At 55.7% G+C, this 23,275-nt stretch carries 26 protein-coding genes and 1 tRNA gene; 15 read left to right on the forward strand and 12 right to left on the reverse strand.

The window, feature by feature from the left end; genetic code table 11:
- The first annotated feature begins 53 nt into the window (after positions 1–53).
- Positions 54–1,661: a murein biosynthesis integral membrane protein MurJ gene (murJ, locus tag SYNC_RS01420; protein WP_011618275.1), complete on the forward strand. Its 1,608-nt coding sequence runs from the start codon at positions 54–56 to the stop codon at positions 1,659–1,661.
- Here the strand turns inward: murJ and SYNC_RS01425 are convergent.
- The 3 genes from SYNC_RS01425 to SYNC_RS01435 are packed head-to-tail and all read right to left on the reverse strand — an operon-like array spanning position 1,648 to position 2,517.
- A complete protein-coding gene (locus SYNC_RS01425) occupies positions 1,648–1,911 on the reverse strand; it encodes a hypothetical protein (RefSeq protein WP_041426851.1) in 264 nt (87 codons plus the stop codon). The two genes, murJ and SYNC_RS01425, sit on opposite strands and share 14 nt — an antisense overlap.
- 25 nt (positions 1,912–1,936) lie before the next feature.
- Complete coding sequence (locus tag SYNC_RS01430) at positions 1,937–2,227, reverse strand: DUF3181 family protein (protein ID WP_011618277.1); 291 nt, start codon at positions 2,225–2,227, stop codon at positions 1,937–1,939.
- 35 nt (positions 2,228–2,262) lie between these two features.
- Complete coding sequence (locus SYNC_RS01435) at positions 2,263–2,517, reverse strand: hypothetical protein (RefSeq protein WP_011618278.1); 255 nt, start codon at positions 2,515–2,517, stop codon at positions 2,263–2,265.
- Positions 2,518–2,608: 91 nt separating this feature from the next.
- On the opposite strand from SYNC_RS01435, the gene SYNC_RS01440 reads away from it, so the two are divergent.
- From SYNC_RS01440 to SYNC_RS01470, 7 genes are all read left to right on the forward strand, one after another.
- A tRNA-Arg gene (locus SYNC_RS01440) sits at positions 2,609–2,682 on the forward strand.
- Between the two features lie 94 nt (positions 2,683–2,776).
- Positions 2,777–4,066 carry a serine hydroxymethyltransferase gene (gene glyA, locus SYNC_RS01445; protein ID WP_011618279.1) on the forward strand — a complete coding sequence of 430 codons (1,290 nt, stop codon included), beginning with the start codon at positions 2,777–2,779 and terminating at the stop codon, positions 4,064–4,066.
- Positions 4,067–4,155: 89 nt separating this feature from the next.
- A complete protein-coding gene (locus SYNC_RS01450; RefSeq protein WP_011618280.1) occupies positions 4,156–5,280 on the forward strand; it encodes a glycosyltransferase family 4 protein in 1,125 nt (374 codons plus the stop codon).
- Positions 5,273–6,544 (forward strand): competence/damage-inducible protein A, encoded by a 1,272-nt coding sequence (locus tag SYNC_RS01455; protein WP_011618281.1) that lies wholly within the window; start codon positions 5,273–5,275, stop codon positions 6,542–6,544. The genes SYNC_RS01450 and SYNC_RS01455 overlap by 8 nt, the downstream gene beginning before the upstream one ends.
- Before the next feature lie 97 nt (positions 6,545–6,641).
- The gene (gene leuC / locus SYNC_RS01460; protein WP_011618282.1) at positions 6,642–8,048 is read left to right on the forward strand and encodes a 3-isopropylmalate dehydratase large subunit; all 1,407 of its coding nucleotides are present in this window, start codon (positions 6,642–6,644) and stop codon (positions 8,046–8,048) included.
- 72 nt (positions 8,049–8,120) lie between these two features.
- A complete protein-coding gene (gene leuD / locus SYNC_RS01465) occupies positions 8,121–8,756 on the forward strand; it encodes a 3-isopropylmalate dehydratase small subunit (RefSeq protein WP_011618283.1) in 636 nt (211 codons plus the stop codon).
- 36 nt (positions 8,757–8,792) lie between these two features.
- Entirely contained in the window at positions 8,793–9,266 is a 474-nt protein-coding gene (locus SYNC_RS01470; protein ID WP_011618284.1) for a pentapeptide repeat-containing protein, read from the forward strand.
- A gap of 12 nt (positions 9,267–9,278) precedes the next feature.
- Here the strand turns inward: SYNC_RS01470 and SYNC_RS01475 are convergent, their stop codons facing one another.
- Together SYNC_RS01475 and SYNC_RS01480 are read right to left on the reverse strand one after the other, a co-directional pair.
- Entirely contained in the window at positions 9,279–12,488 is a 3,210-nt protein-coding gene (locus SYNC_RS01475) for a DUF3769 domain-containing protein (RefSeq protein ID WP_011618285.1), read from the reverse strand.
- Positions 12,489–12,581: 93 nt separating this feature from the next.
- On the reverse strand, positions 12,582–12,701 hold the full coding sequence (locus SYNC_RS01480; RefSeq protein ID WP_006042333.1) for a photosystem II reaction center protein I: 120 nt from the start codon (positions 12,699–12,701) through the stop codon (positions 12,582–12,584).
- 62 nt (positions 12,702–12,763) lie between these two features.
- Between SYNC_RS01480 and SYNC_RS01485 the strand changes: the two genes are divergently transcribed.
- Complete coding sequence (locus SYNC_RS01485; RefSeq protein ID WP_011618286.1) at positions 12,764–15,769, forward strand: alpha-mannosidase; 3,006 nt, start codon at positions 12,764–12,766, stop codon at positions 15,767–15,769.
- Here the strand turns inward: SYNC_RS01485 and psbN are convergent.
- Positions 15,757–15,897 (reverse strand): photosystem II reaction center protein PsbN, encoded by a 141-nt coding sequence (gene psbN, locus SYNC_RS01490; protein ID WP_011618287.1) that lies wholly within the window; start codon positions 15,895–15,897, stop codon positions 15,757–15,759. The two genes, SYNC_RS01485 and psbN, sit on opposite strands and share 13 nt — an antisense overlap.
- A gap of 86 nt (positions 15,898–15,983) precedes the next feature.
- Between psbN and psbH the strand changes: the two genes are divergently transcribed.
- From psbH to SYNC_RS01510, 4 genes are read left to right on the forward strand one after another with little or no spacing between them, the layout of a single operon-like run.
- Positions 15,984–16,190, forward strand: a complete 207-nt coding sequence (gene psbH / locus SYNC_RS01495) for a photosystem II reaction center phosphoprotein PsbH (RefSeq protein WP_006853680.1) — start codon at positions 15,984–15,986, stop codon at positions 16,188–16,190.
- Positions 16,191–16,199: 9 nt separating this feature from the next.
- Positions 16,200–16,478 carry a TatA/E family twin arginine-targeting protein translocase gene (locus SYNC_RS01500; protein ID WP_011618288.1) on the forward strand — a complete coding sequence of 93 codons (279 nt, stop codon included), beginning with the start codon at positions 16,200–16,202 and terminating at the stop codon, positions 16,476–16,478.
- A gap of 4 nt (positions 16,479–16,482) precedes the next feature.
- Positions 16,483–17,106 (forward strand): aminoacyl-tRNA hydrolase, encoded by a 624-nt coding sequence (gene pth / locus SYNC_RS01505; RefSeq protein WP_011618289.1) that lies wholly within the window; start codon positions 16,483–16,485, stop codon positions 17,104–17,106.
- Positions 17,106–17,363, forward strand: a complete 258-nt coding sequence (locus SYNC_RS01510) for a DUF3146 family protein (RefSeq protein ID WP_006853677.1) — start codon at positions 17,106–17,108, stop codon at positions 17,361–17,363. The genes pth and SYNC_RS01510 overlap by 1 nt, the downstream gene beginning before the upstream one ends.
- Here the strand turns inward: SYNC_RS01510 and SYNC_RS01515 are convergent.
- The 4 genes from SYNC_RS01515 to rph all read right to left on the reverse strand — a co-directional run bounded on the left by SYNC_RS01515 (position 17,341) and on the right by rph (position 20,523).
- Entirely contained in the window at positions 17,341–17,793 is a 453-nt protein-coding gene (locus SYNC_RS01515; protein WP_011618290.1) for a resolvase, read from the reverse strand. The genes SYNC_RS01510 and SYNC_RS01515 overlap by 23 nt on opposite strands.
- Positions 17,790–18,920 (reverse strand): DUF3084 domain-containing protein, encoded by a 1,131-nt coding sequence (locus SYNC_RS01520; RefSeq protein ID WP_041426301.1) that lies wholly within the window; start codon positions 18,918–18,920, stop codon positions 17,790–17,792. The genes SYNC_RS01515 and SYNC_RS01520 overlap by 4 nt, the downstream gene beginning before the upstream one ends.
- Positions 18,921–18,971: 51 nt before the next feature.
- Positions 18,972–19,706: a global nitrogen regulator NtcA gene (gene ntcA, locus SYNC_RS01525; RefSeq protein ID WP_011618292.1), complete on the reverse strand. Its 735-nt coding sequence runs from the start codon at positions 19,704–19,706 to the stop codon at positions 18,972–18,974.
- Positions 19,707–19,797: 91 nt separating this feature from the next.
- Positions 19,798–20,523 carry a ribonuclease PH gene (gene rph, locus SYNC_RS01530; protein WP_011618293.1) on the reverse strand — a complete coding sequence of 242 codons (726 nt, stop codon included), beginning with the start codon at positions 20,521–20,523 and terminating at the stop codon, positions 19,798–19,800.
- Between the two features lie 134 nt (positions 20,524–20,657).
- Between rph and SYNC_RS01535 the strand changes: the two genes are divergently transcribed.
- Together SYNC_RS01535 and dcd are read left to right on the forward strand one after the other, a co-directional pair.
- The gene (locus SYNC_RS01535; RefSeq protein WP_011618294.1) at positions 20,658–21,266 is read left to right on the forward strand and encodes a cob(I)yrinic acid a,c-diamide adenosyltransferase; all 609 of its coding nucleotides are present in this window, start codon (positions 20,658–20,660) and stop codon (positions 21,264–21,266) included.
- The gene (gene dcd, locus SYNC_RS01540; RefSeq protein ID WP_011618295.1) at positions 21,266–21,859 is read left to right on the forward strand and encodes a dCTP deaminase; all 594 of its coding nucleotides are present in this window, start codon (positions 21,266–21,268) and stop codon (positions 21,857–21,859) included. The genes SYNC_RS01535 and dcd overlap by 1 nt, the downstream gene beginning before the upstream one ends.
- A gap of 88 nt (positions 21,860–21,947) precedes the next feature.
- On the opposite strand, the gene thyX is transcribed toward dcd, so the two are convergent.
- Together thyX and SYNC_RS01550 are read right to left on the reverse strand one after the other, a co-directional pair.
- Positions 21,948–22,673 (reverse strand): FAD-dependent thymidylate synthase, encoded by a 726-nt coding sequence (gene thyX, locus SYNC_RS01545; RefSeq protein WP_011618296.1) that lies wholly within the window; start codon positions 22,671–22,673, stop codon positions 21,948–21,950.
- 34 nt (positions 22,674–22,707) lie between these two features.
- Positions 22,708–23,253: a thioredoxin domain-containing protein gene (locus SYNC_RS01550; protein WP_041426302.1), complete on the reverse strand. Its 546-nt coding sequence runs from the start codon at positions 23,251–23,253 to the stop codon at positions 22,708–22,710.
- Positions 23,254–23,275 lie beyond the last annotated feature (22 nt).

Here is a 23,275-nt window from a genome sequence, read left to right on the forward strand (position 1 = left end):
GCCTGGCGGAGGGTTGAGAATGCTCGCTCAGAAGGGCTGTGAAGAGACGACGAATGGCGAGATCTCTCAAGCGCATTGCTTTAGTCGTGACCTACGGCACGTTGTTGAGCAAGGTTGGCGGTCTAGTGCGTCAGTTGGTGATTGCGGCCGCCTTCGGGGTGGGTGCTGCCTATGACGCGTACAACTACGCCTATGTCCTTCCTGGATTCCTATTGATCCTGTTGGGAGGGATCAACGGGCCGTTTCATAGCGCCATGGTGAGCGTGCTCAGCCGCCGTCCCAGAGAGGAGGGAGCACACATTTTGGCCACGTTGAACACGATGGTTAGCGCTCTGCTGCTGGTGTTAACGATCGTTCTCGTGTTGGCAGCTGATCCATTGATCACGCTCGTTGGCCCTGGTCTTAGTCCGGAATTGCATCGCATCGCCGCGGTGCAACTACAAGTGATGGCTCCAATGGCGCTACTGGCTGGTCTGATCGGCCTTGGCTTTGGATCGCTCAATGCTGCTGATGAGTTCTGGATCCCGGCGATTTCGCCGTTGATGTCCAGCCTCGCTCTCATCGTGGGGATCGGTTTGCTCTGGTGGCAGGCGGGATCCGAGATCTCAACTCCCGCTCTCGCGCTCTGGGGAGGGGTGGTGTTGGCGTTATCCACCCTGGTCGGTGCGTTTCTGCAATGGCTTCTTCAGCTGCCTGCCCTGATGAAGCAGGGACTGGTTCAGTTGCGTCTCGCCTGGGATTGGCGCCATCCCGGGGTTCAAGAGGTTTGGCAGGTGATGGGCCCGGCCACCCTGTCGTCGGGAATGTTGCAGATCAATGTGTTTACCGATCTGTTTTTCGCTTCGGGCTTGCTGGGAGCAGCGGCTGGGCTTGGTTACGCCAATCTGTTGGTTCAGACGCCGCTGGGGTTGATTTCCAACGCGTTATTGGTGCCACTGCTGCCAACCTTTTCCCGTCTCACGGCTGCGCAAGATCGTCCAGAGCTGATTGCTCGAATCCGTCAGGGTTTGATGTTGTCAACGGCATCCATGCTTCCCCTTGGTGCCTTGTTTCTGGCCCTCGCCTCCCCAATTGTGGCTTTGGTCTACGAACGCGGTGCTTTCAATCAAGGTGCGGTGGAGCTCGTGACTGGCTTGCTGATGGCCTATGGACTTGGCATGCCGGCCTATCTCGGCCGTGATGTTTTGGTGCGCGTGTTTTACGCCTTGGGTGACGGCACCACCCCCTTTCGGCTGTCGGTCATCGGCATCGGTCTCAATGTGGTGTTCGACTGGGCTTTGGTGGGTGGTCCAACGCCTTGGGGGGCTCAACTTCCCTTCAATTTCGGAGCAGCGGGTCTGGTGCTTGCCACCGTCTTGATCAATGTGCTGACCTGCGTAGCCCTGTTGTTGGCCTTGCAACATCGCCTGAAAATATTGCCTTTAAAAAAGTGGGGTTTGGATGGATTGCGCTTAACGGTTGCAGCCGTAGGCGCTGGGATCGTGGCCTGGGGAATGAGCCACGGGGTGCGTTGGCCTATTGATCTTGTGGGCCGCCTCTTGCAGGTCGGCCTCTCGGGATCATTGGGGGTTTTGGTGTTTATGGCGTTGGGGCAAGCTTTCTCCGTTCAAGAGGTACGCGAGATCAGCCAAGGCCTGACGCGTCGCTTCATTCGTCGCTGAGTCGGACCTCTCGGTCTTCACGCACTTGGATCGGTAACTCGAGGTGTTGTCGGCCAACGAGCTGGGGCCCTTGGACAGACAGAATCCGCGCCTCAATCCCAAAGTCGCGGAAGGCGGTTTCCATTTCCTGGATGAGTGCTTTCTCAACCTGGGCTTCAGGATCGACAACCTTTCCAATCAACCGTTCGCCGAGGCGTCCGATCCGTTGCCGCACCACATCGCGGGCGTTCGTGACCTCGATGATCAGCACGGCAGAGTCCAACAACGTTTCAACCTTATCGGCAGTGTCCTTCGAGAATCTCCTCAAGGTCCGAAAGTTGAGAGGACGGCAACAGACGCGCCATCGGCAAGCGCGCACTTCCACCTCCTATTGGCACTTGAACGGCCTCCAGTGCTTGTCGTGCGGCGACAACGGCGCCTTGGTCGATGAGAGCGCTGCACTCAATCGCAAGGGCTTCGGCTAAGCCGGCATCTCCTAAATACAAATGCCAACCAGCCACCTGGATGTAAAGACGGTCTGCCAGCGTTGAGGTGAGTACGCGTAAATCAGCTGAGTCCAGAGTCATCGTTGTGGAATCGGAGCGGCTGATTACATGCTGACTCAACTTTCGTCAGCGTCTGCGTCTTTGCCAGGGCGGAGTCGAATGACGATCAGGAGGTGAATAATCAACACTCCCAGCCAAGCTTCACTCCACAGGTCGAGATGGTTCCAGGGGTGACGCATCTCTTGTACAAACCAAAGTCCGCTATTGACAGCGGCAAATCCCCCGGCGTGGAGGCAAAAATTCACCACCCTGTTGAAATGCCTGTACGTGGCATTGTTCGGATCGGCGGGCCCGTACCAGCGGAGCGGCATGGGATGACCCTCTTAACTGCACTGATTTTGACGTGTTGCTGTCCGTTGGTTGACGAAGGGTGCCTTGATACGGTCAGATGGTGGCTTCCAAGCGCTTGTAGCTCAGCGGATTAGAGCATCTGACTACGGATCAGAGGGTCGGGAGTTCGAATCTCTCCAGGCGCGTTTTTGAAAACTGCCCACAAGGCAGTTTTTTTTTGAATCTTCGTATTCGCAAGGGGCCTGTTCCCTACGATTCGTCTATTGGTACTTGAAACGCATGACAGACCGTTCCGCAGCCCCAATTAATGCATCTCTGAAGGCTGCAGACCCTGCCATTGCTGGTTTGATCGATCAAGAGCAGATGCGTCAGGAGACGCATTTGGAGTTGATCGCATCGGAGAACTTCACCTCCAAGGCGGTGATGGAAGCTCAGGGTTCGGTTCTGACGAATAAATACGCCGAGGGGTTGCCTCACAAGCGTTACTACGGCGGCTGCGAGCATGTGGATGCCATTGAAGAATTGGCAATCACACGAGCCAAGCAACTCTTCGGTGCGGCTTGGGCGAATGTTCAGCCCCACAGCGGCGCTCAGGCGAACTTTGCTGTGTTTCTTGCCTTGCTTCAGCCCGGTGACACGATTCTTGGGATGGACCTCAGTCATGGGGGGCATCTCACCCATGGCTCACCGGTGAATGTCAGCGGCAAGTGGTTCAACGTGGTCCAGTACGGCGTGGATAAAGAGACTCAGCGCCTCGACATGGAGGCCATCCGCAAGCTGGCTCTCGAGCACAAGCCCAAGCTGATCATTTGCGGATACTCGGCTTACCCGCGCTCGATTGACTTTGCCGCGTTCCGTTCCATTGCGGATGAGGTGGGTGCGTACCTGTTGGCAGACATGGCCCATATCGCCGGCCTCGTGGCGGCTGGGGTTCATGCAAGTCCAGTCCCTCACTGTGATGTTGTGACCACCACGACGCATAAAACTCTTCGCGGGCCCCGTGGTGGCTTGATCCTGTGTCGCGATGCAGAGTTCGCGCGTCGATTTGATAAGGCGGTGTTCCCTGGATCGCAAGGTGGTCCGCTTGAACACGTGATTGCAGCCAAGGCTGTGGCTTTCGGCGAAGCGTTGCAGCCCGACTTCAAAGCCTATAGCCGTCAGGTTGTTGCCAACGCTCAGGCCCTCGCAGCCCGTCTTCAGGAGCGAAAGATTGATGTGGTGAGTGGTGGTACGGATAACCATGTGGTGCTTTTGGATCTGCGCAGCATCGGGATGACCGGAAAGGTGGCTGATCTTTTGGTGAGTGATGTGCACATCACGGCCAATAAGAACACGGTTCCATTTGATCCTGAGTCCCCCTTCGTGACGAGTGGTTTGCGTTTGGGGACTGCTGCCCTTACCACCCGTGGCTTCGACGAGAAGGCCTTCCACGAGGTTGCTGATGTGATCGCTGATCGCCTTCAGAACCCTGAAGATGACGCCATTCAGGCGCGTTGCTTGGAGCGAGTCAGTGATCTTTGCAAGCGGTTTCCGCTCTATGCCCCTGCTTTGGAACCGGCTCTCGCTTGAGGGTCTTAACCGCCGTGTCCTTCAGCTTTTTTCTGCCTAATATTGATTTCTAAAAGATCCTGTTAGGTGACCTTTCGCCGGAGTTTTTTGTGACGTTCGCGAGTACTCCTCTCGCAGTCGCTTCGGCGAGTCTGGTGGTCGCTGCTGTCATTACGACGCTGCTTGTTCCCCTAGTTCGTGGGCTGGGTTTGAGATTAGGTCTCACGGATCAGCCCGATTCGCGCAAACAGCACACCACCCCCATGGTGCGATTGGGGGGCATTGCCTTAGTTCTGGGTTTTTGTTTGTCCCTTGGGGTGACGTGGTGGATGGGCGGGTTTGGCATGTTGGCCCCGGCCCGTGACCAGCTGATCTGGACCACGCTTGCAGGGTCGCTCTGCTTCTTCGTCATCGGTCTTGCTGACGATCTATTCGCCCTGTCCCCTTGGCCGCGCCTAGCGGGTCAGATCGCTGTTTCGATGGTGGTTTGGTCTCAGGGTGTCCGTATTGGAGCGATTGATCTGCCCTGGGTAGCAAGCAGCTCTGAAGCCTTGCTGCTTCCTGATCTGCTCAGCTTGGCCGCCACCGTGATTTGGCTGGTGGGGATCACCAATGCGATCAACTGGCTTGATGGTCTTGACGGTTTGGCCGCAGGTGTTGCTGGAATCGCAGCGGTTGGCTTGGTGTCAGTGAGTTTTTCGCTCCATCAGTCAGCGGCTGCTTTTCTTGCTGCCGCGTTAGCTGGCAGTTGCCTTGGCTTCCTCCGCCACAACTTCAATCCGGCCCGCATCTTTATGGGTGATGGCGGATCGTATTTTTTGGGATTCACCTTGGCCGCCGTGAGCATTGTGGGTCCGGCAAAAGGGCTGACAACGGTGAGCTTGTTGCTGCCGTTGTTGATTCTTTCGTTGCCCTTGGCAGATATGTCGGCCGTGATCATGGGACGTCTCAGCGATGGTCACTCCCCCTTTTATCCAGATCGCCGCCATCTCCATCACCGCCTTCTTCGTGCTGGCTTTAGCCATCGACGCACGGTCCTTTTGATCTATGTGTTCACCCAGTGGTTGGCATCGTTGGCCATGGTGGTGGCCAACGTGGAAATGCGTTTTCTCTGGCTTGGGCTGGCTACGGCCATCCTTGTGGCCACGGTTGTGACCATCAATCGTCAGCGTCATCTCGAGGCGGCGATTGAACCTTCAGAACTGGACCCTTCAGCCACTGACCGCCATGGCTGATCGCTCTGAGCGTTCTGGTGTGGAGATCCTCTGTGTTGGGACGGAGCTCCTGCTTGGCAACATCCTCAACGGAAACGCCCGTTGGCTGTCGGAGGAGCTTGCCACTCTTGGCCTCCCTCACTTTCGCCAAACCGTTGTGGGCGACAACCGCGATCGCCTGATTGCCCTGGTTCAGGAGATTGCGCAACGCTCCAGGGTGTTGATCGTGACCGGTGGGCTTGGACCAACCCCGGATGACCTCACCACGGAGGCGATTGCAGCTGCGTTTTCTGTTCCTTTGGAAGAGCGCGTCGACGTTTGGTCTGACATTCAAGAGAAAGCCCGTAGCCGCGGTCGCACCCCTAGCCCTGAAACCCGTCGTCAGGCGTTATTGCCTGTTGGCGCTGAGGTTTTATGGAATCCAACCGGAACCGCTCCTGGCATGATCTGGACCCCGGTGCCTGGATTTTCAGTTCTCACGTTTCCCGGTGTGCCCAGTGAGATGAAAGCGATGTGGAAGGCCACAGCGGTGCCTTGGTTCCGCTCGTCTGGTCTCTCCAAGGGTGTGTTTGTGAGCCGTTTGCTGCATTTCTGGGGAATTGGCGAATCCACGTTGGCCGAACAGGTGGCTGATTTGTTGGAGGGGGTGAACCCCACCGTTGCGCCGTATGCCGGTCGCGGAGAGGTGAAGCTGCGAATTACGGCCTGCGCCGATGTGTCTTCGAAGGCTTGGGTCTTGGTGGATCAAATCGAGCAGGAGTTGCGCCAGCGCACGGGCAATCTTTGCTTCGGCGTGGATGAAGATTCGCTGGCTTCTGTTGTTTTGAAGCGGCTGGGGCAAACAGGCCAAACGCTATCTGTGGCGGAATCCTGCACGGGTGGAGGGTTAGGCGCTGAGCTCACAGCCGTGCCAGGCGCCTCTTCCGTGATGCTTGGCGGAGTGATCTCTTATTCCAATGCGGTGAAGCGAGATCTGTTGTCAGTGCCTGAAGATCTGCTCACGCAACACGGTGCGGTGAGTGCGCAAGTTGCCGAGGCAATGGCGCTAGGTGTTCGTCGTCTCACCGGATCAGACTGGGCGCTTTCGATTACGGGAATCGCCGGCCCTGATGGCGGAACGCCGGAAAAACCCGTGGGATTGGTATTTGTTGGTGTTGCTGGGCCGGATGGATGCAGCACTGAGATGTTGCGCTTAGGCCCGACGCGAGGTCGGGAGTGGATCCGTATCGTTAGCGCTGGTGAGGTTTTGAATCGGCTTCGCTTGCGCTTGATGGTCAACGATTAGGAGCCGCAACAGGAGAAGGAGGGCTGAAAGGCGAGCTCAAGTGGATTGGATTCAACGCCGTTTCCCTCTAGGGTTTTGAGTGAATTGTCGAATGGGAATGAGCAGCGGAACCCTTTACGACAAAGTTTGGGATCTTCATCGCGTTGCGGAACTCTCTGGCGGCTCTACCCAGCTGTTGATTGGGTTGCATCTGATCCATGAAGTCACGAGCCCTCAGGCATTTGTTGCCCTCGAAGACAAGGGGTTGAAGGTGCGTTGTCCGGAGCGAACGGTGGCGACCGTGGACCACATCGTTCCCACTACCAATCAGGCCAGGCCTTTTGCTGACCCCTTGGCGGAGGAGATGCTCAGCACCCTGGAGCGCAACTGCAGCAAGCATGGAATCGTGCTCAATGGGATTGGTAGTGGTCGTCAAGGAATTGTGCATGTGATTGCGCCGGAGTTGGGATTGACGCAGCCCGGCATGACGGTGGCCTGCGGGGACTCGCACACCTCAACGCACGGAGCCTTTGGGGCAATCGCCTTTGGTATTGGCACGTCTCAGGTTCGTGATGTGCTGGCTAGCCAAAGCTTGGCGATGAACAAACTCAAGGTTCGTCGGCTTTGGTTTGACAATCAGCTGAGCCCCGGGGTGTTTGCCAAAGATTTGATCCTGCATGTGATTCGTTCGCTTGGGGTCAAGGCTGGGGTTGGCCATGCCTACGAGTTCGCTGGACCGGCGATCGATGCTCTCTCGATGGAAGAGCGGATGACCCTCTGCAACATGGCGATTGAGGGGGGAGCCCGCTGCGGTTACGTCAATCCCGACCAGACGACCTTTGATTATTTGAAGGGGCGACCTTCCGTACCGAGTGGTGGGGCCTGGAATCGGGCGACACGTTGGTGGCGCTCACTGGCATCGAATGCCGATGCTGTCTTTGACGATGAACTGCGTTTTGATGCAGCAACGATTTCCCCAACGGTGACCTGGGGGATCACTCCTGGTCAGGGGATCGGTGTGGATGAACAGGTCCCAACGCCAGAGCAACTAGATCCCGCCGATCGACCGATCGCGGAAGAGGCTTATCGCTACATGGATTTAACGCCTGGTCAGGCCATTGCCGGTGTGCCAGTCGATGTCTGCTTCATCGGCAGTTGCACCAATGGTCGCCTCAGTGATCTGAAGGCCGCCGCCGCTGTGGCTCGGGGGAGGCAAGTGGCTGCTGGGATCAAGGCCTTTGTTGTTCCTGGTTCTGAGCAGGTGGCTCGTGCTGCTGAGGCTGAAGGCCTTGACCAAGTGTTTCGCGATGCTGGGTTTGAGTGGCGTGAGCCTGGCTGCTCGATGTGCTTAGCAATGAATCCCGATCGCCTTGAGGGGCGTCAGATCAGTGCGAGCTCCAGTAACCGCAACTTCAAGGGGCGCCAGGGATCTGCCAGCGGCCGAACATTACTGATGAGCCCTGCCATGGTGGCTGCCGCTGCCGTGACTGGTTATGTCAGCGATGTTCGCTCGCTCGGGGACTGATTTTCATCTGTGGCGGAAGAGTTCGACGCCATTTGACTGTTTTGGTTGCTGTTTTATTCCTTTTGATCCTTCATGACGCAGACCCACGATTTCCCTCAAGGCCTGATTACCAAGATTGAAGGTCGCGCCCTTGTCTTGCGGGGTGATGACATCGATACCGATCGGATTATTCCGGCTCGATTCTTGAAATGCGTGAGTTTTGAATCACTCGGAGCGCAGGCCTTCGCTGATGACCGAAAGGAGCTTGAAGGAGGCCATCCCTTTGACCTTCCTGCACATCAGGGAGCCTCGATTTTGGTGGTGAATGACAACTTCGGTTGTGGCTCCAGTCGTGAGCATGCACCTCAAGCCTTAATGCGTTGGGGGATCAGGGCTCTGGTTGGAGTGAGTTTTGCGGAAATTTTTTACGGCAATTGCTTGGCTTTAGGAATCCCTTGTGCCAAGGCCAGTCAGGACGAGGTGCGCGCTTTGCAAGATGCAATGGCCCTAGACCCCTCAGCAACCTGGACTTTCGACTTGGAGACCTCATGTTGCAGTAGTGATCTGGGGCGTTGGTCGTTTGAGGTGGATCCAGGTCCGCGCGACATGCTCCTTTCGGGTCGTTGGGATGCGACAGGGCAGCTTTTGGCTCGGGATGCGGAGTTGCAGAGCACGATCGATCGACTTCCGTACTTGAACGGGTTTTGCACGGATACGGCAGACACTTGATTTAGTGTCTATGAAGGAAGAAGCGGCATCGACGTCATGACATTCCTTCTGAAGCGGATCTGGTGTGCTTTTGGCTCGATGGCCCTTGTGCTTGGCCCCTCAGCTGTTGAGGCAGGCTCAGTCACAGCGATTGCGGTTGAGCCTTTCGGTACACCGCTTGAACGCTTGCTTGAGAGTGGCGCGTGTCAGGGATGTGATTTACGTGATGCGGATCTACGCGGCCGTCATCTGATCGGAGCTGATTTGCGTGATGCTGATTTGCGCGGGGCACAGCTCAGCGGGGTGAATCTTGAAGGTGCCGATTTGAGTGGTGCCAGGCTTGATGGTGCCCGCTTGCAGGGGGCGATGCTGAGTAACGCCGATCTCTCAGATAGTGATCTTCGCCATGCCGACTTACGAGATTCGGTTGTGATTAATGCCTATGCGCCTGGAGTGCAAACTGAGGGAATGCAGTTTGCAGGTTCGGACCTAACCGGAAGCCATTTGATTTATGGCGGTGGACCTGATTGATAAAGTGCTTAATCAGAATAGGCGATTATCTAAATCGTTTGATGGGTTATAAGGGACAAACGGAATTCCGGTTCCTGTGAAATTAAAGTCATTGAGACGGAAGCGGAAACCTCCTATGCCTCGATAGGGATTGAAGTAAAAGCCGAAGTCATAGGAGCGACGCTGCCAGCGAAGTTCGATATTTGAATTGATTATGTCACCATAAAATTCTGAAGCTGGATCTACATTTAAGCCCACACCTGCATTCAAAATCAATGGACCTGCGATCTGTTGTGTAAGGCCTAAACCCAAAGTGCCAAGGTCAATGGCTTGATCAAAATCGAAAGGACTTGCTCCCTGCTTGAGGGTGCCACCACCAGTAACGGAGATTCTGGTGTAATCAAAAAATGGTTTGCTAAAAGTTCCCAAGGTCAGAGTTGGACCACCAGTGAGGCTAATTGTGTTTTGCCTTCTGCCGTCTCCAAAGGCTGCCAGCTGTGTTCTGATGTTGGTCCTGAAGTTAAGTCCTGGAACAATCGCGACCGGGGAGTAACGATATGCCGCTAAAGGGGTTAGTTCTGCAGGTTTTCCGCGCCATATTGGATAGCTGCTGTTAAGAGATCCGTAGAAATTAGCTCTCCATAAATCAGTTAGGTTTTCGCTTTCAAACCTTTCGGCTTGATAGTTTCCGGCTCCAATGCGCCAAATATAATTATTGGAGAGTTTCCCGACATTGAAACCTCCTCTTTTTTCCAAAAATCCACCAAAGGCAGAATAAACATCTGTTTCCCCGAGCGATCCGTTGAAAGCACGGAAGCGATAAGCCGAAAAGCCTCTGAGCTGCACTGCGCCAAGCCAGGGAAGAGAGATGCTTTTCTTTGCTTCGCCAGAAAAGCGACTTCCATTCATGAAGTTATCAGGATTGAAAGTACTAACGTCTGCTTTGGCTTCAACTTCCCATCCCCAGATTTTACTGATTAACTCTGCCTCTAACCCGAAAATGTCACCAATCTCTAATGGTTGGCTGACTTTGCCACTATCAATCGAGCTACCAGGTTCTACATAACTGTTTGTTTCCCCATCAATTGCCCGTTGCAAAAGAATCTGCGGTTGTAGGCTTAATAATGTGTTCTCGCTCAGCTCGATCGGCTTGAGATCACGACCAACAAAAAAGCCATCGCGGTCATCATTGTCGATGCCAAATACCCAGCGATTTTCGACCTCTTCTTCCTTGGTAATACGTTGAGTTCGGCTCACCGGAATGGGGAGTCGTTCCTCCACGATCAGGCGATTGCGCTTGCTCTCGATCAATACATCGCCGTTGGGCTGTTCTTTAGCAGTGACATCCTCAGAATCAATTCTTGTTTGTGCGGGTGTAAAGGGATCATTGGTAAAACCCATTCGATCAGCTGTCCAACCGTCCGGTGTGATTGAGACTTTGGAGGCTTGGATGCGCCATCGGCTGATTTGGCCAGTAACGAGTTGTGTTTTGCCCAGCTCCTGAAGCTGAGACGATCGAACGCCACCAAAGTTGTTGTCATCATCAACAGATTGATTGTTAGTAGTTTTTGGAACTCCAAATCGTCTTTCGATCGTTAGTCGTTGCTGAAACTGAATGCTGCTAATTCTTTGGTCGATCATCGCGATCGCTTGTTCGCGCAATTCTTCCTGCTCGGCTGGTGTCATCCCTGAGTAGCGAGACAGGGCTATCGGTTCAGCAGGAACAATTGGTTTCTTCCCTCCTGTGCCAAGTGTGATCTCTTCTAGCTCTTCGTTCAGGCTGAGTTGGGCCTGGCGGGAAGCTCGATCAGGGTCAGGGCAGCCAAGGGGCGGCGGAACGTCAGTAACTTGAGTTGCAATTTTGTCTTTGCCCCAGCGATAGCGCAACCCAAGTAGATAAGCATTGCTTCCTTCTTTGACACCGTTATAGGTGCCAAACGCACCAGATCGATGGTGAATTCTTCCGACCATAGAGAGTTGGTCTGATACCGAAGCTTCCAGCTCAAAAGCTAAGTAATTAAGTAGTTGGGAAAAGTTTTCTCGAAAGGTACGCTCGTAATTACTTACAGATGTGTTGTAACTAATGCCTTCTACGAAGCCGAAACTTAACCAAGGTTGCACCCATAGCCTGACACCCAATCCAACAATTGCCTCGCCAAAAAATTGCTCGGGAGTATCCGCATTAGGCTCATTTTGGTTGAATTCTCCACCTTGTTGCTCGAATGCCTGATGGCCGAAAAGGTCGGCCTCTAGCTCCAGCGAAACGGGCCCAGCGCGCCAAATTCGTTTTTGCATACTGACACCCAATAAATATTCCTCTCTTAGGCGCCCGTTGAAGAGAAAGGTGTCGCCGAAATTGGAATCAATCATCTGACCGCCCCAGACGGTGACAGCCCAGGGATGGGGATGCCAATCTGGGATGGGAGGGAGTGGTGCTGGGCAGGCCATGCCCTCAGCAAGTTTCTTGTCGTTCTGACTCTTCTCCCCTGTAGAGGGAACCGTCCATGTGTTGAGAGGCAGGATTGCTTCGTCCCAAAAGTTCCCAACAGCACCTTGAGTATTGACGCGCTCTGGCGTTGTGCTGCCTAGCTCTAAATCGATGGCTGTCGGGAAGCCCAGCCCTGTGCTTTCCATGACAGGTAGCAACTGTTCAGGGTTGCTTGAGGAGGACGAGGAGGGAACGGTTGATGAAGGACCAAAACCTTCAGACAGCTCATCTAGTTCAAGAACGCCGTAAACGTCTTCTAATTCTCCGCTGTTTTGGATCAGGCTGTAGCGGAAGCTGCTTGCCTGGAAGTACTGCGACCCGCGACGTAGTCGCACGCTTCCGCGGGCGAACAGAGTATTGAAGTTGCTGTCAAATTCAACTCGATCGGCCTGAAGAATCCCTCCACGCAGTTGAGCTTGCACATTGCCTTCAGCAATAAAAACTCCTCGGCGCGCATCAAACGATTGCCGGTCAGCTTTGAGATCAATTTCTTCCGGAGGCTTGGCCGTTGAGGGTTGGCTTGTTTCTGTTGAGACCTCAGGATTTGATGGGGGACTGGGAAGAGCTGGCTCTACGTCGATCGGGACCGGACCATCGTCAGAGAGAGAATTCTCAGTGTTTTCAGACTGTCCCTCAATCGTCTCAATCTTTTCAAGAGAGGTGTCCACAATCTGAGAGCGGACAGGGACGCCCGTCAGCGCAGCGGCAACAGCCAGTGATCCTGCGATCCTGGTGATGGGGCTCAACGCCGACAATGGAATCCAGCAATGGCAAGCGATCCTGCCATGTGTAAAGGCTCTTTAACTCGAGGCCTAACCAGTGCTTGGCGTGACCCTGTTATCTAGGACTCAATCTTCGAGATCTTTCCGGCTGGGTGTGCGGCTTGGGTCGCTGGCAAGGAAGCCAAAGACAAAGATGCCGAGAAAGAAAAAGACGACGGAATAAACCGAAATCTTGAGGGCAAGCATGGCAACCGACCGGCGTCTGAAAATTTGATCACCATTCTATGGCTGAATGATGGAATATCTGGATGGAGAAGCCTCTGCAAGCCCCGGGATCGGAGTGGATTGAAACGTTTCGATGTCGGAGTCGCGTAGATCTGCTCCCTGGGTGGTGGCGACATGGCGATCAGAAACGGCAGCCGGTACTGGCTGATCCCTGGGGGCGTATCCACCGTCCCGATTGGGCTGAGCGTGGACTTTTGATCTGGCCGCGAGGTGGCAACTGGTTGCACCTCGAGCAGACCCTGATTTGTCCCCAACCCTGGATGCAGGCCAGTTCGTCCTGCGAGCGACTGGTGCTCAGCTGGTGGGCTGATGCAGTGCGCCTCCGCATTGATGGGGTCCTGGTGCATGAGGGGGATCTCTTTGATACCCGCTGCCGTTGGCTTCTCCCTGAGGATTGGAGGGACCTTTCGGGGCTGCGGATTCAGCTGGATTTGCGAAGCCCCTGTCATGACGATGGGGCTCTCATTCACAGCGCTCTCGTTCAGGAACCTTTGATCGCCCAGTGCGACACGGATCGGGCCTTGCTTCCTGAAGCTTTGGAACTGTCCTGGGCAAGAGGAGAGTCGCTTCCGGATGCCGTGTTGTCTTGCGACCCGATGGCATCAGAGGCCGTTGCCTTGGTCGATCGCCACTTGGCGGCATGCCCTAAGCCCTTGGGTGTGGTGCATTGGCTGGGCCATGCCCATCTCGATCTCGCCTGGCTTTGGCCCGTGGCTGACACCTGGCAAGCGGCGGTGCGCACCTTTTGCTCTGCGCTCGATCTGATGGAGTGTTATCCAAAGCTGCACTTTGCGCACTCCACCCCGGCTCTTTACGCCTGGGTGGAACGCCATCGTCCGGCCTTGCATGCGCGGATTCAGCAGGCCAGTCGTGAAGGTCGCTGGGAGCCGATCAATGGCCCTTGGGTCGAAACCGATTGTGTTCTGGTGAGTACGGCATCCCTGTCGCGTCAGTTCACGCTTGGACAGGAGGACAGCCAGAGGCGTTTCCCGGAATGGCGGCATGACTTGGCTTGGCTGCCTGACAGCTTTGGCTTCGCCGCCGGACTTCCCGCTGTGGCGGTTGCCAGCGGAGTGCGTTGGTTCTGCACGCACAAACTGGCTTGGAATGCCACCAACCGTTTCCCCCACCGTTTGTTTCGCTGGCGTAGCCGCGGAGGCGCGGAGGTTTTAGCGCTCATGCTGCCCGGAATCGGCACCGATGCCGATCCTGTCGCGATGGCAAAAGAGCAGCGCGATTTTCAATCTGCCACTGGGGTGGAGCAGGCGATCTGGCTCCCAGGGGTTGGAGATCATGGTGGCGGTCCCACTGCCGAGATGCTGGAACAGCTCTGCCTTTGGGAACAACAGCCGCAGGCTGTGGCACAGCAGCCCGGAACCCTGCGCGCCTATCTCGATCACTTGGAGCCTTGGCGCTCCAGCTTGCCGGTTTGGCGCGATGAGCTTTATCTCGAGCTGCATCGGGGTTGTGCGACCAGTCGGCCTGATCAGAAACGTCATAATCGCAGTCTGGAACGGCTTCTTCGTGAGGCTGAGCTCTCTGCCGCGTTGCTTGGAACTCGGGCTGATGCTCTGGTGCCCAGCCACGAGCAGGCCAGCGATTGGCGACCTCTGTTGTTCCAACAATTTCATGACATCCTTCCGGGCACATCGATTCCTGAGGTGTTTGAGCAAGCTGAACCGATCTGGTGTGAGGCACGCCGGCGTGCGGCCCGCTGTCGAGATCAGCTGTTAGGTCATCTCCTCGCGTCCAATCAAGACGGGATGGCGTCCGATCCGCATCGCTCCCGTTGGACCTGGTGCGGCTTGCAGCCGCTTGCTCACTGGTCACCGTTGCTGCGCTTGCCACAGGGGCATTGGTCTAGTGGTGGGCAGATCTTGCCTGTGCAGGCTGCTCCTTCAGGCGGGGTTTGGGTTCAGTTGCCTTGTAGCGAAGGCGTGTGCGCGCTCCCACTTCGGCGCAGCCGTGAGCCTCTGGGTTCTGCCGTGCCCATTCGTTATCCCGTGAGCGTGGAGGTGGTGTCTTCGGGAGTTTGGAGACTGAGCAATGGGGCTGTGTCTGCGGATGTGAGCATCCATGGGCTGGTTCAGCTGCGCGACGGGAATGGTGTGCCACAGCTCAGCGAACCCATGCGATTGCTGCGTTTTTCCGATCGAGGGGAGTTCTGGGATGCTTGGGATCTTGCCGCTGATTACCGCCAACATCCGCTGCCGATGGCCGAACGTTGGTCGGCAGAATTAGTGGAATCGGGTCCTCTGACAGCACGGATCGTGTTGCGCACAGTTGCTGGATTGAGCAAGGTGCGCCTGGACCTCATCCTTCAGGCCGATTCGCCCTGGCTCGAGGCCCAGCTCAGCGTCCAATGGCAGCAGACCCATGAATTGCTGAGGTTGGAATTGCCGCTGAATAGTCCTGCCGTGCGTTGGGCCGCCGACACGAGTGGTGGAGTGATCGAGCGACCAGCAGAAGCGTTCACTCCTTATGAACAAGAGCGTTGGGAACTGCCTGTGATCTCATGGCTGGCGGCCGAAGCGGAAGCTCCTGGGGGTGGGATGGCGGTCTTGCTGGATGGTCCTCAAGGTGTCGATGCCAGCCCGAACCATCTGGGAGTCTCCCTGCTCCGAGGTCCAACCTGGCCAGACCCCTCAGCAGATCACGGATGGCATAGGCACCGGTTGGCCTTCATGCCAGCGCTGCTTGGTTGGAACCGCAGTGGTGTGGCCCAGGCGGCGATCCGATTCAGGGAGCCAGGTTGGGTAGGCCCTGTTGCATTGGAGCAGCGTTGGCAAGGGCTTCCCTCCTTGCCCATCGGCTTGGTGCCGATTTCAGTCCGACCAGCGCAGGGTGCCGGGCTGAGCGGTAAGGCCGTTCAAATTGAATTACTCAATCCTGGACCAGCGCGTCAGCGTTGGTTGCCTGGGACTGATTGGAGGCTGAGCTGCGCCAAATCCAACGACCCAAGGACATTCTGGGAGGTGAAACCTGGCGAGCTCATCACTTTGATTTTGGAGAACGTTCAATCTTCGTGATCATCGAACGGGTCGTCGAGATTTTTTGATGGAGGCCCAAAGGCTGTGTACACCCCAAATCCTGTTAACCCAAGCAGGGCCGCCAGCACGGCAATCGCCACTGACATGGCTGGGGACGAACTTTCCATCACAACTCTCCACAGGATCGACCCCTATATGGGTCGGAGCCCCTACAGTATCGAGACTTAATTCAACCCGAGACTTCAGCGCTGCCATGGCTCAACGCACCCGTCTGGGAGATCTGCTCCGCCCCCTAAATTCGGAATACGGCAAGGTTGTCCCCGGCTGGGGCACCACACCAGTGATGGGAATTTTTATGGCCCTTTTCCTGGTGTTTTTGCTGATCATTCTTCAGCTGTACAACAAGTCACTGATCCTTGAAGGAATCAATGTCAACTGGAATGGCTTAGGCCTGGGCTGACATCCGAGAATGAATGTTTTCGGCATTGGCCTGCCAGAAATGGCCGTTATCGCTGCGGTAGCTCTTCTTGTGTTCGGCCCAAAACGGCTACCGGAGTTCGGCCGCACCCTTGGTAAAACTCTTAAGGGTTTTCAGTCGGCCTCCAAGGAATTTGAGCGCGAAATTAATAAGGCGATGGCTGAGCCCGAACCCATAGCGGATCAGGCCAAAGCTCTTGAAGCACCAGCTGAGACGGTTGTGCCCCCAACGGTTGCTCCAAAGACAGAGCCAACTTCTCCTTCCGATTGAGTCGATGAATCGCGGTGATCTCCGCCTAGTGGTGGGGTTGGGGAATCCAGGCAATCGCTACGCCAACACACGACACAACGTTGGCTTTATGGCTTTGGAACGCCTGGCCTCTCGCGAAGGCGGTGGCTTTCGATCCATGCCGAAGCTCCAAGGTCAGCTCGCTGATTTGGGTTCGGGGGACAAGCGATTGCGATTGTTGATGCCCCAAACCTTCATGAACGACAGCGGTCGCTCGATACGGGCTGCATTGGATTGGTTTGGCTTCGAGCTGCATCAGCTCTTGGTCCTCGTTGACGATATGGACCTGCCGCTCGGTCGTTTGCGTTTGCGGGCCCGTGGGTCTGCCGGTGGCCATAACGGCCTCAAAAGCACCATTCAGCATCTCGGAACGCAGGATTTCGCGCGTCTGCGGATTGGAATTGGTGCACCCGGGCAAAACCCCAGTGAGCGCAAGGCAAGAACGGTGTCGCATGTGCTTGGAAGTTTCAGTCGTGACGAGGAGCCCCTGCTCGACAAGGTTTTGTTGGAGGTCGTGGATGGTTTGGAGAGGATTCAGCTTCAAGGCCTCGACCTTGCAGGAAATCACCTCAATGGGCTTCAGCTGGCTCCTACCAGCACTGAGGAGTGATGGCAGCGTTACCTGTTACCACCGCCCATCTGCGGGTTCAACGCCAGAGTTTTGCAGATCAATGTTTGGAAGGAGACGTCCAGGCCGGAGGCTTCAATTGGCAGTTCAGCTGGTTTTTTGATCGAGGCGAGCTGAGTGTGGAGCCCTCCCTGGGGCGAGCGTTGATTCAAGACGCGCTCCTTCGCTTCCTTGTGAAATCTGACTATGACCTTGAGCCCGGTGGTGATTACACCTTCACCGTGAGGGCCCGTTTTTGAGGGGATCGGGACCTGGCCATTGCAACGGCCGATCTAAATAATCTTCGAGGATCACGAGCGCGGCGATGGCGTCGAGATCACCAGACGGGATGCGCAGGCCTAAAGGAAGCAAGCGCTTCCAGCCCCGTGCAGGCCACAACTGCCAGTAACGCTCGCGGGCTCGCAGGGTGGTTCCTGTTTCGTCCACGACATGGACCTTCAGGCTGGTGGGAAGTTGTTGTTGCCAGATCGTGCTGCTGGTGCCGTCACCGATCACCAGATCAGCAATCTGAGCGTTCTCCCCCTGATCGTCTTCCATCCAGGCGCGCAGCTGATCCAGCACCTCAGCGCTTGGGATCACCATGGCTTTCAGCACCGTGTTCGTTGAGATGTTTGCTAGAAGCAATCCGCATTTGCTTCGGCCAGGATCCAAGGCGACGACGCGTGTCATGGACTGAGACGCAACTGGATGGCGATCGGATCTGCTGTTTCGCTACGCCGTAAAGCGACTGCTTCGAGCGTTGCGAGACCGCCGTTGCGGTCGATCAGCTCTTGGCCAAGCGCATTGATGGCATTGCCATCGAACTGCAGACCCTTGCTGAGAGAACCGCGTCGTTGCACCTCGGCCAATGTGGAGGCAAGGAGAAGATTCAGTCGGTTGCGAACGGCTTCAGGGTTGCGCTCATTGCTCGCGACGGTGGTGCGGGCCAGGATCTCTCCCTCTCTGGTCACCGTGACATTGGGAAGCACTTCAGGGAAGGCGTACACAACGGTTTCGCCCAGAAGCACATTGGCTGCTGAACGGATGTTCACAACCCAGGTGCCAGGTTTGCGAATCGTTTGTTCCAAGCGTTTGATATCGGGTCGCGGAACCAGCAGGAGCTGACGCTCTACCGGTTGGCCAGGCAGCACTTGTTGATAGGCCTGAAGATTGGCATCTCGTAGCAACTGATCGATGACCGTTTTTGCCTGATCGGGGCGTTCCAGCTTCAGGGTCACGGTGGTAAGTGGCTGACCACTGCTGATGGCGACATTTCCGCGCCGCAGAGCGAGAAGAGTGTCTTCCAGTTCATTGAGTTCTTTCTCGCCACTGCGAATTTGCGAGCGCACGGCCGAGAGTTCCTGTTCGGTGCGTTGGATCTCAACATCTTTCGCATCCACGTCTTGGCTCAAGCGCTGGCGCTCTGCTTCCAGGGATCGGGTTTGTTCCTGGAGGGGCTTCAGGGTGCGACGCAGTTCTGCCGCTCGCTGTTGGGCTGTTGTGAGCTCTTTGCCGGCTTGCTTCTGAGCGCGTTTGCTTGTTTTGAGGTCGGAGCGACTGCTTCGCAATTTCGCTTCGAGAGCATTGAGTTCAAAAAGGCCGACCCTGAGCTGCCGACTCACCAAAAGTAAGAGTCCCAGGGACAGTGCGCTAATCAGGCTGCCCGTCAACACCGTGATCACCACGGCTGTGCGCTTCGGACGCAGCCCAAGCAAGCTCAGCCGAGCTTTCCCCACGCGAGAACCAAGGCGGTCTCCCAGGGTTGAGAGCACGCCTCCAAGTACAAGCAGAGCGAGAAGTAGGAACCAGCCGGTCACGGAGTACGAAGAATCAGAGTTCGGGTGGGAGCTCCATCTTCACCTGCAAGGTCAGCTGAACCGCTTGGCAAGAGCGATTGGATCGAGAACAGTGATCTTTTTGCGATCGATATCCACAAGGCTGGACGACTTGAGATCACCCAAGAGACGAGTGATCGTGACGCGTGTGGACCCGATGGCCTCGGCGATGGCTTGATGCGAGAGGCGAAGGTCGATGGTGATGCCTCGTTGACCAGGCACTCCGAAATCTCGACAGAGCACCAGCAGAAAACTCACCAGCCGAGACGACATGTCCCGATGGGTGAGGGTTTCGATCATCGTTTCGGTTTGAAGAATCCTGCTGGAAAGACCTTGCAATAACAGCAAGCCCACACTGGTGTCAGCTTCGATGGCCTGCCGCACTGATGTAGCGGGAGCCGTGACCATCTCCACTCTGGTGAAAGCGATCGAGTGATAGAAACGATCGGATCGATGACCTGTTAGTAACGACAGCACTCCAAAAAGACTGTTTTCTCGTAACAAGGCAACAGTGATTTCTTCGCCGGATTCGTAAACCCTGGAGAGACGAACGGCACCTCGACGGATGAGGTACACCTTTTCTGCGGGGTCACCGGGGAAAAAGATGGTTTTGCCGCGTTCCACCATTTCGGAGTTGGCTCCATCGAGTCCCCGAATGACGTCTTGAAGAGTGCGGCTTGATGGAACCGCGGGGGTTCCAAAGCTCGAGCCCGCCGGGCGAATTGTTGGTGGTGCGTAGCGGCTGAAGCCGCGGCTGACCTCAGCCATGTTCCCAGCGCATTTGTCGAGATGTTATGGATCAGCCCACCCAGCCCGTGTAGCAAGGAACACGAAATGCTGCCTTGTAATGAGGCGGAGTTCATCCAGCGGACAGAGCCGCGCGTTGATCATCCATGATTTTTTTGAGGCCAGGCTCGGCGAGGTCCAGTAGGTCATTGAGCTGGTGACGGCTAAAAGGAGCTCCTTCGGCAGTGCCCTGCAGTTCCAGCAAATGCCCTTCTCCGTTCATCACGACGTTGAGATCCACATCGGCTTGGCTGTCTTCGCTGTAGTCGAGGTCGAGTAAAGGGCGTTTGTGAATCACGCCAACGGAGACGGCGGCCACCTGCGATTGGACAGGATTGGTATTGAGAACTCCTTGTTGAACAAGCCGCTCACAGGCCCTTTGAAGCGCAACCCAAGATCCGCTGATCGCAGCGGTGCGGGTGCCTGCATCTGCCTGAATCACATCACAATCGATTCTCAATGTGTTCTCGCCGAGAGCTTCCATATCGATGGCTGCGCGCAGGCTGCGGCCAATCAGACGCTGAATCTCCTGGGTGCGTCCGCTCAATTTGAGTAGCTCTCTGTTTTGGCGCTCCGGAGTGGATCCAGGCAGGAGTCGGTATTCGGCGCTGAGCCACCCCTTCCCTTGATCTTTGCGCCAGCGAGGCACTCCTTCTTGATGGCAAACGCTGCAAAGAACAGTGGTGCGTCCGCTGTGGATGATCACTGAACTCAGCGCAAATCCCATGGGATCCCAGCTGATCGAGAAGGGTCGAAGGTCGCCCGGTCGACGTCCGTCGTTGCGAGAGGTGTCGGTCATGAGGCCACGGTGCGGAGTTGCTTTGAGCCTGCCAGTTGGTTAGGCACACCATGGATGGTGTCAAAACACTTGTGTATTCGACTTTCACCGCTAGATTCATCCACATCCGGATTTGCCGGACATCGGCGAATGTGATGACCGTCAGCCTCAGCCCTACCCATCATTCTCGTGAGTCGCGGACTGTTGACCACAGGACTCTCGAGCAAGCAGGACTAAGGCGATTGCCCTCTGTCGAGGTTCGTCCACCCCTCCATTTGGTTGCTCCAGAAGGGCAGCTTCAGGTGCATACCGCCTCTTTTCGAGGGAGCTTTTCTGGTGTGCTGAGCCAAGCGCTGCGGACTGCAGGTCTTGGTAGCAATGTGTTGATCGCCCAGTTTCTCAAGGGTGGAGTGGGTCAAGGCCCCCAGAGCAGCCTCACCCTCTGCGACAGGCTGAGATGGTTGCGGCCTTCCGTGGCGGAATGCCTGTCAGATGCTGCTGTGAGCCGCGATGACGAGGTAAAAGAGGCTGTCCAGGAGGTCTGGCAGATCTGCAAGACCCATCTCTTAGAAGGCACGTTGGACCAACTCGTCCTGGATGAGATTGGCTTGGCGATTGAGCTTGGCTACTTGATCCACGAAGATGTCTTATCTGTCTTGGAGCAAAGGCCTTCGGCGATGGATGTGATCGTTACGGGGCCCGCGATCCCTGCAGAGATGATGGAGATGGCTGATCAAGTGACGGAATTGCGTCGAGGTTTCTAATGCTGAAAAACGATCGCTGGATTACGGATCAGGCTGATGCAGGAATGCTCGAGCCTTTTCAAAACGGATTAGTGCGCCACTTGGATCCGGATCAACGGCAGAGTCCGGTTCTGAGTTTTGGCTGTTCATCGTATGGCTACGACCTGAGGCTCTCGCCTAAGGAGTTTTTGATCTTTCGCCACGTCCCCGGCACGATCATGAATCCCAAGCGATTCAACCCTGACAACCTGGAATCAACGCCCATTCATCATGATGAGGATGGAGACTATTTCATCCTTCCTGCACATTCGTATGGCCTCGGTGTTGCCCTCGAGAAGATGCGAGTGCCGCCCAATATCACGGTGATTTGTCTTGGCAAAAGCACCTACGCCCGTTTAGGCATCATTGTGAATACAACTCCAGCAGAGGCTGGCTGGGAGGGGCATCTCACGTTGGAATTTAGTAATAGTTCTGGTGCTGACTGTCGCATTTATGCCAGTGAAGGGATCTGCCAGTTGTTGTTCTTTGAAGGTGACCCTTGTGAGACCACCTACAGCGATCGGCAAGGTAAATATCAGCATCAACCTGAGAGGGTGACGCTGGCTAAGGTCTGAATCAATCTGAAATCAAGGGTCAGAGTGGATTGTTGAACTATCAAACAACCCACGAATCTTTAACTATCAAAAATTAATTTTTGAAGGTTCAGGGAGCAAGCCGAGCTCTGTGCAATCTTGTTTTTTCGTACCAACCCGCAAATTCTGGCGTCCACGTTTTGAGGTGGGGCCACATGAGATCGCAGAGCTCGCGGATTTCCTGCTGGGCATCGAGCTTTGCGCGTAGATCCATGAAATGCAGGAAGGCCCTGAGCGTGAAGCTCACCACGAAATGTTGCCTGTAATCAAAGGGGAGGATGCCGCGGGCATGTTCCTCGGCATAGCCGGCCTGAAGCAATTCCTGATAGCGATCGGCGCTGATTTTGCAGTGGTTTAAATCTTTTTGCCGCTCAGCCTCGCTGTAGAGGTATTTCTTGCCCTTGCGGTCGCTGTATTCACCAACGGGGCGCAAATAAAACACCTCTTCGAGATCGAGTTCTCCAACTGCTGCCCTGCAGATGCGATCGCCTGTATAGCGCATGGATTGAACATCAAAACTGACGCCCACCCGGTGCGTCCGAGCCTGTTGCATCACGGAATGAGGAAACCAGCCCACGTTCAACACAATCTGGGCATGCTCCATGGGTCCGTAATGACCCCGCTCTCCTGCGAGAAGGCGTTTGACACATATTTCGCCGGCTCTGGTCTCATCGGGCCATTGCTCGCGATCGGCGGCCACGAAGCCTTCGCTGTAGTCCTGGTGCATACCCACGTACACGCACTGTTGCGGATTCGGGGTTGCGGCGATCAGATCAACTCGAAAACGAGAGTCCATGGGTGTCGTCTGCGATGAACTGTTCATGCTTTGTCTAGCTGTGGCTGCGCGGACCTGGGCTTGAAACCGTCTCCGCAGGGGTCACGCTGCTGATGGAACCAACTCCAGCAAGCTGAGGCAGTGGCTCATTGTCAATCAGTGCAACCGCCAATGATTCCAACTGGTCTGCCGTTCTCGCTCCCAGTGAGCGGCCGCGCATCACACCATCAGCTGAAAATAAATTGAGCTGTGGAATTCCCGTGACGTCATAACGATCGATCAAATCCAACCAGCGTGGATTATCAATATTCACCAGTACGACATCCAATTGATCGGCGTGCTTCTGTTCCGTTTGAAGCATCGCGGGTGCCATGGCCTGGCAGGCCTCACACCAATCGGCGTAAAACTCCAGGATGGTGGGCCGGGAATTGTTGAGGGCGACCTCAGGATCCAGAGATTGCCTGGCCAGCTGGTCGAGAGGCGCTTCCTGGTTGAGCCCGTTGCGCAGCAGAAATAATCCAGCAGCGAGGACCAGAGCAGCAATCAGCAGCAACCCCTTTTGCAAAGGGGTCAGGGTGGCGGGGGAGGAACTGCCGGTCATGCCGGGAAGGTTTGAGTGCTTT

Origin of the sequence: Synechococcus sp. CC9311 (assembly GCF_000014585.1) — a bacterium.
GTDB lineage: Bacteria > Cyanobacteriota > Cyanobacteriia > PCC-6307 > Cyanobiaceae > Synechococcus_C.

Excerpts from the sequence above, each read along its gene's own strand:
- murJ (WP_011618275.1), top strand. The coding sequence starts at position 54 with ATGGCGAGATCTCTCAAGCGCATTGCTTTAGTCGTGACCTACGGCACG.
- SYNC_RS01430 (WP_011618277.1), bottom strand. The coding sequence starts at position 2,227 with ATGACTCTGGACTCAGCTGATTTACGCGTACTCACCTCAACGCTGGCA.
- SYNC_RS01435 (WP_011618278.1), bottom strand. The coding sequence starts at position 2,517 with ATGCCGCTCCGCTGGTACGGGCCCGCCGATCCGAACAATGCCACGTAC.
- glyA (WP_011618279.1), top strand. The coding sequence starts at position 2,777 with ATGACAGACCGTTCCGCAGCCCCAATTAATGCATCTCTGAAGGCTGCA.
- SYNC_RS01455 (WP_011618281.1), top strand. The coding sequence starts at position 5,273 with ATGGCTGATCGCTCTGAGCGTTCTGGTGTGGAGATCCTCTGTGTTGGG.
- leuC (WP_011618282.1), top strand. The coding sequence starts at position 6,642 with ATGAGCAGCGGAACCCTTTACGACAAAGTTTGGGATCTTCATCGCGTT.
- leuD (WP_011618283.1), top strand. The coding sequence starts at position 8,121 with ATGACGCAGACCCACGATTTCCCTCAAGGCCTGATTACCAAGATTGAA.
- SYNC_RS01470 (WP_011618284.1), top strand. The coding sequence starts at position 8,793 with ATGACATTCCTTCTGAAGCGGATCTGGTGTGCTTTTGGCTCGATGGCC.
- SYNC_RS01480 (WP_006042333.1), bottom strand. The coding sequence starts at position 12,701 with ATGCTTGCCCTCAAGATTTCGGTTTATTCCGTCGTCTTTTTCTTTCTC.
- SYNC_RS01485 (WP_011618286.1), top strand. The coding sequence starts at position 12,764 with ATGGAGAAGCCTCTGCAAGCCCCGGGATCGGAGTGGATTGAAACGTTT.
- psbN (WP_011618287.1), bottom strand. The coding sequence starts at position 15,897 with ATGGAAAGTTCGTCCCCAGCCATGTCAGTGGCGATTGCCGTGCTGGCG.
- psbH (WP_006853680.1), top strand. The coding sequence starts at position 15,984 with ATGGCTCAACGCACCCGTCTGGGAGATCTGCTCCGCCCCCTAAATTCG.
- SYNC_RS01500 (WP_011618288.1), top strand. The coding sequence starts at position 16,200 with ATGAATGTTTTCGGCATTGGCCTGCCAGAAATGGCCGTTATCGCTGCG.
- pth (WP_011618289.1), top strand. The coding sequence starts at position 16,483 with ATGAATCGCGGTGATCTCCGCCTAGTGGTGGGGTTGGGGAATCCAGGC.
- SYNC_RS01510 (WP_006853677.1), top strand. The coding sequence starts at position 17,106 with ATGGCAGCGTTACCTGTTACCACCGCCCATCTGCGGGTTCAACGCCAG.
- SYNC_RS01515 (WP_011618290.1), bottom strand. The coding sequence starts at position 17,793 with ATGACACGCGTCGTCGCCTTGGATCCTGGCCGAAGCAAATGCGGATTG.
- ntcA (WP_011618292.1), bottom strand. The coding sequence starts at position 19,706 with ATGGCTGAGGTCAGCCGCGGCTTCAGCCGCTACGCACCACCAACAATT.
- rph (WP_011618293.1), bottom strand. The coding sequence starts at position 20,523 with ATGACCGACACCTCTCGCAACGACGGACGTCGACCGGGCGACCTTCGA.
- SYNC_RS01535 (WP_011618294.1), top strand. The coding sequence starts at position 20,658 with ATGACCGTCAGCCTCAGCCCTACCCATCATTCTCGTGAGTCGCGGACT.
- dcd (WP_011618295.1), top strand. The coding sequence starts at position 21,266 with ATGCTGAAAAACGATCGCTGGATTACGGATCAGGCTGATGCAGGAATG.
- thyX (WP_011618296.1), bottom strand. The coding sequence starts at position 22,673 with ATGGACTCTCGTTTTCGAGTTGATCTGATCGCCGCAACCCCGAATCCG.
- SYNC_RS01550 (WP_041426302.1), bottom strand. The coding sequence starts at position 23,253 with ATGACCGGCAGTTCCTCCCCCGCCACCCTGACCCCTTTGCAAAAGGGG.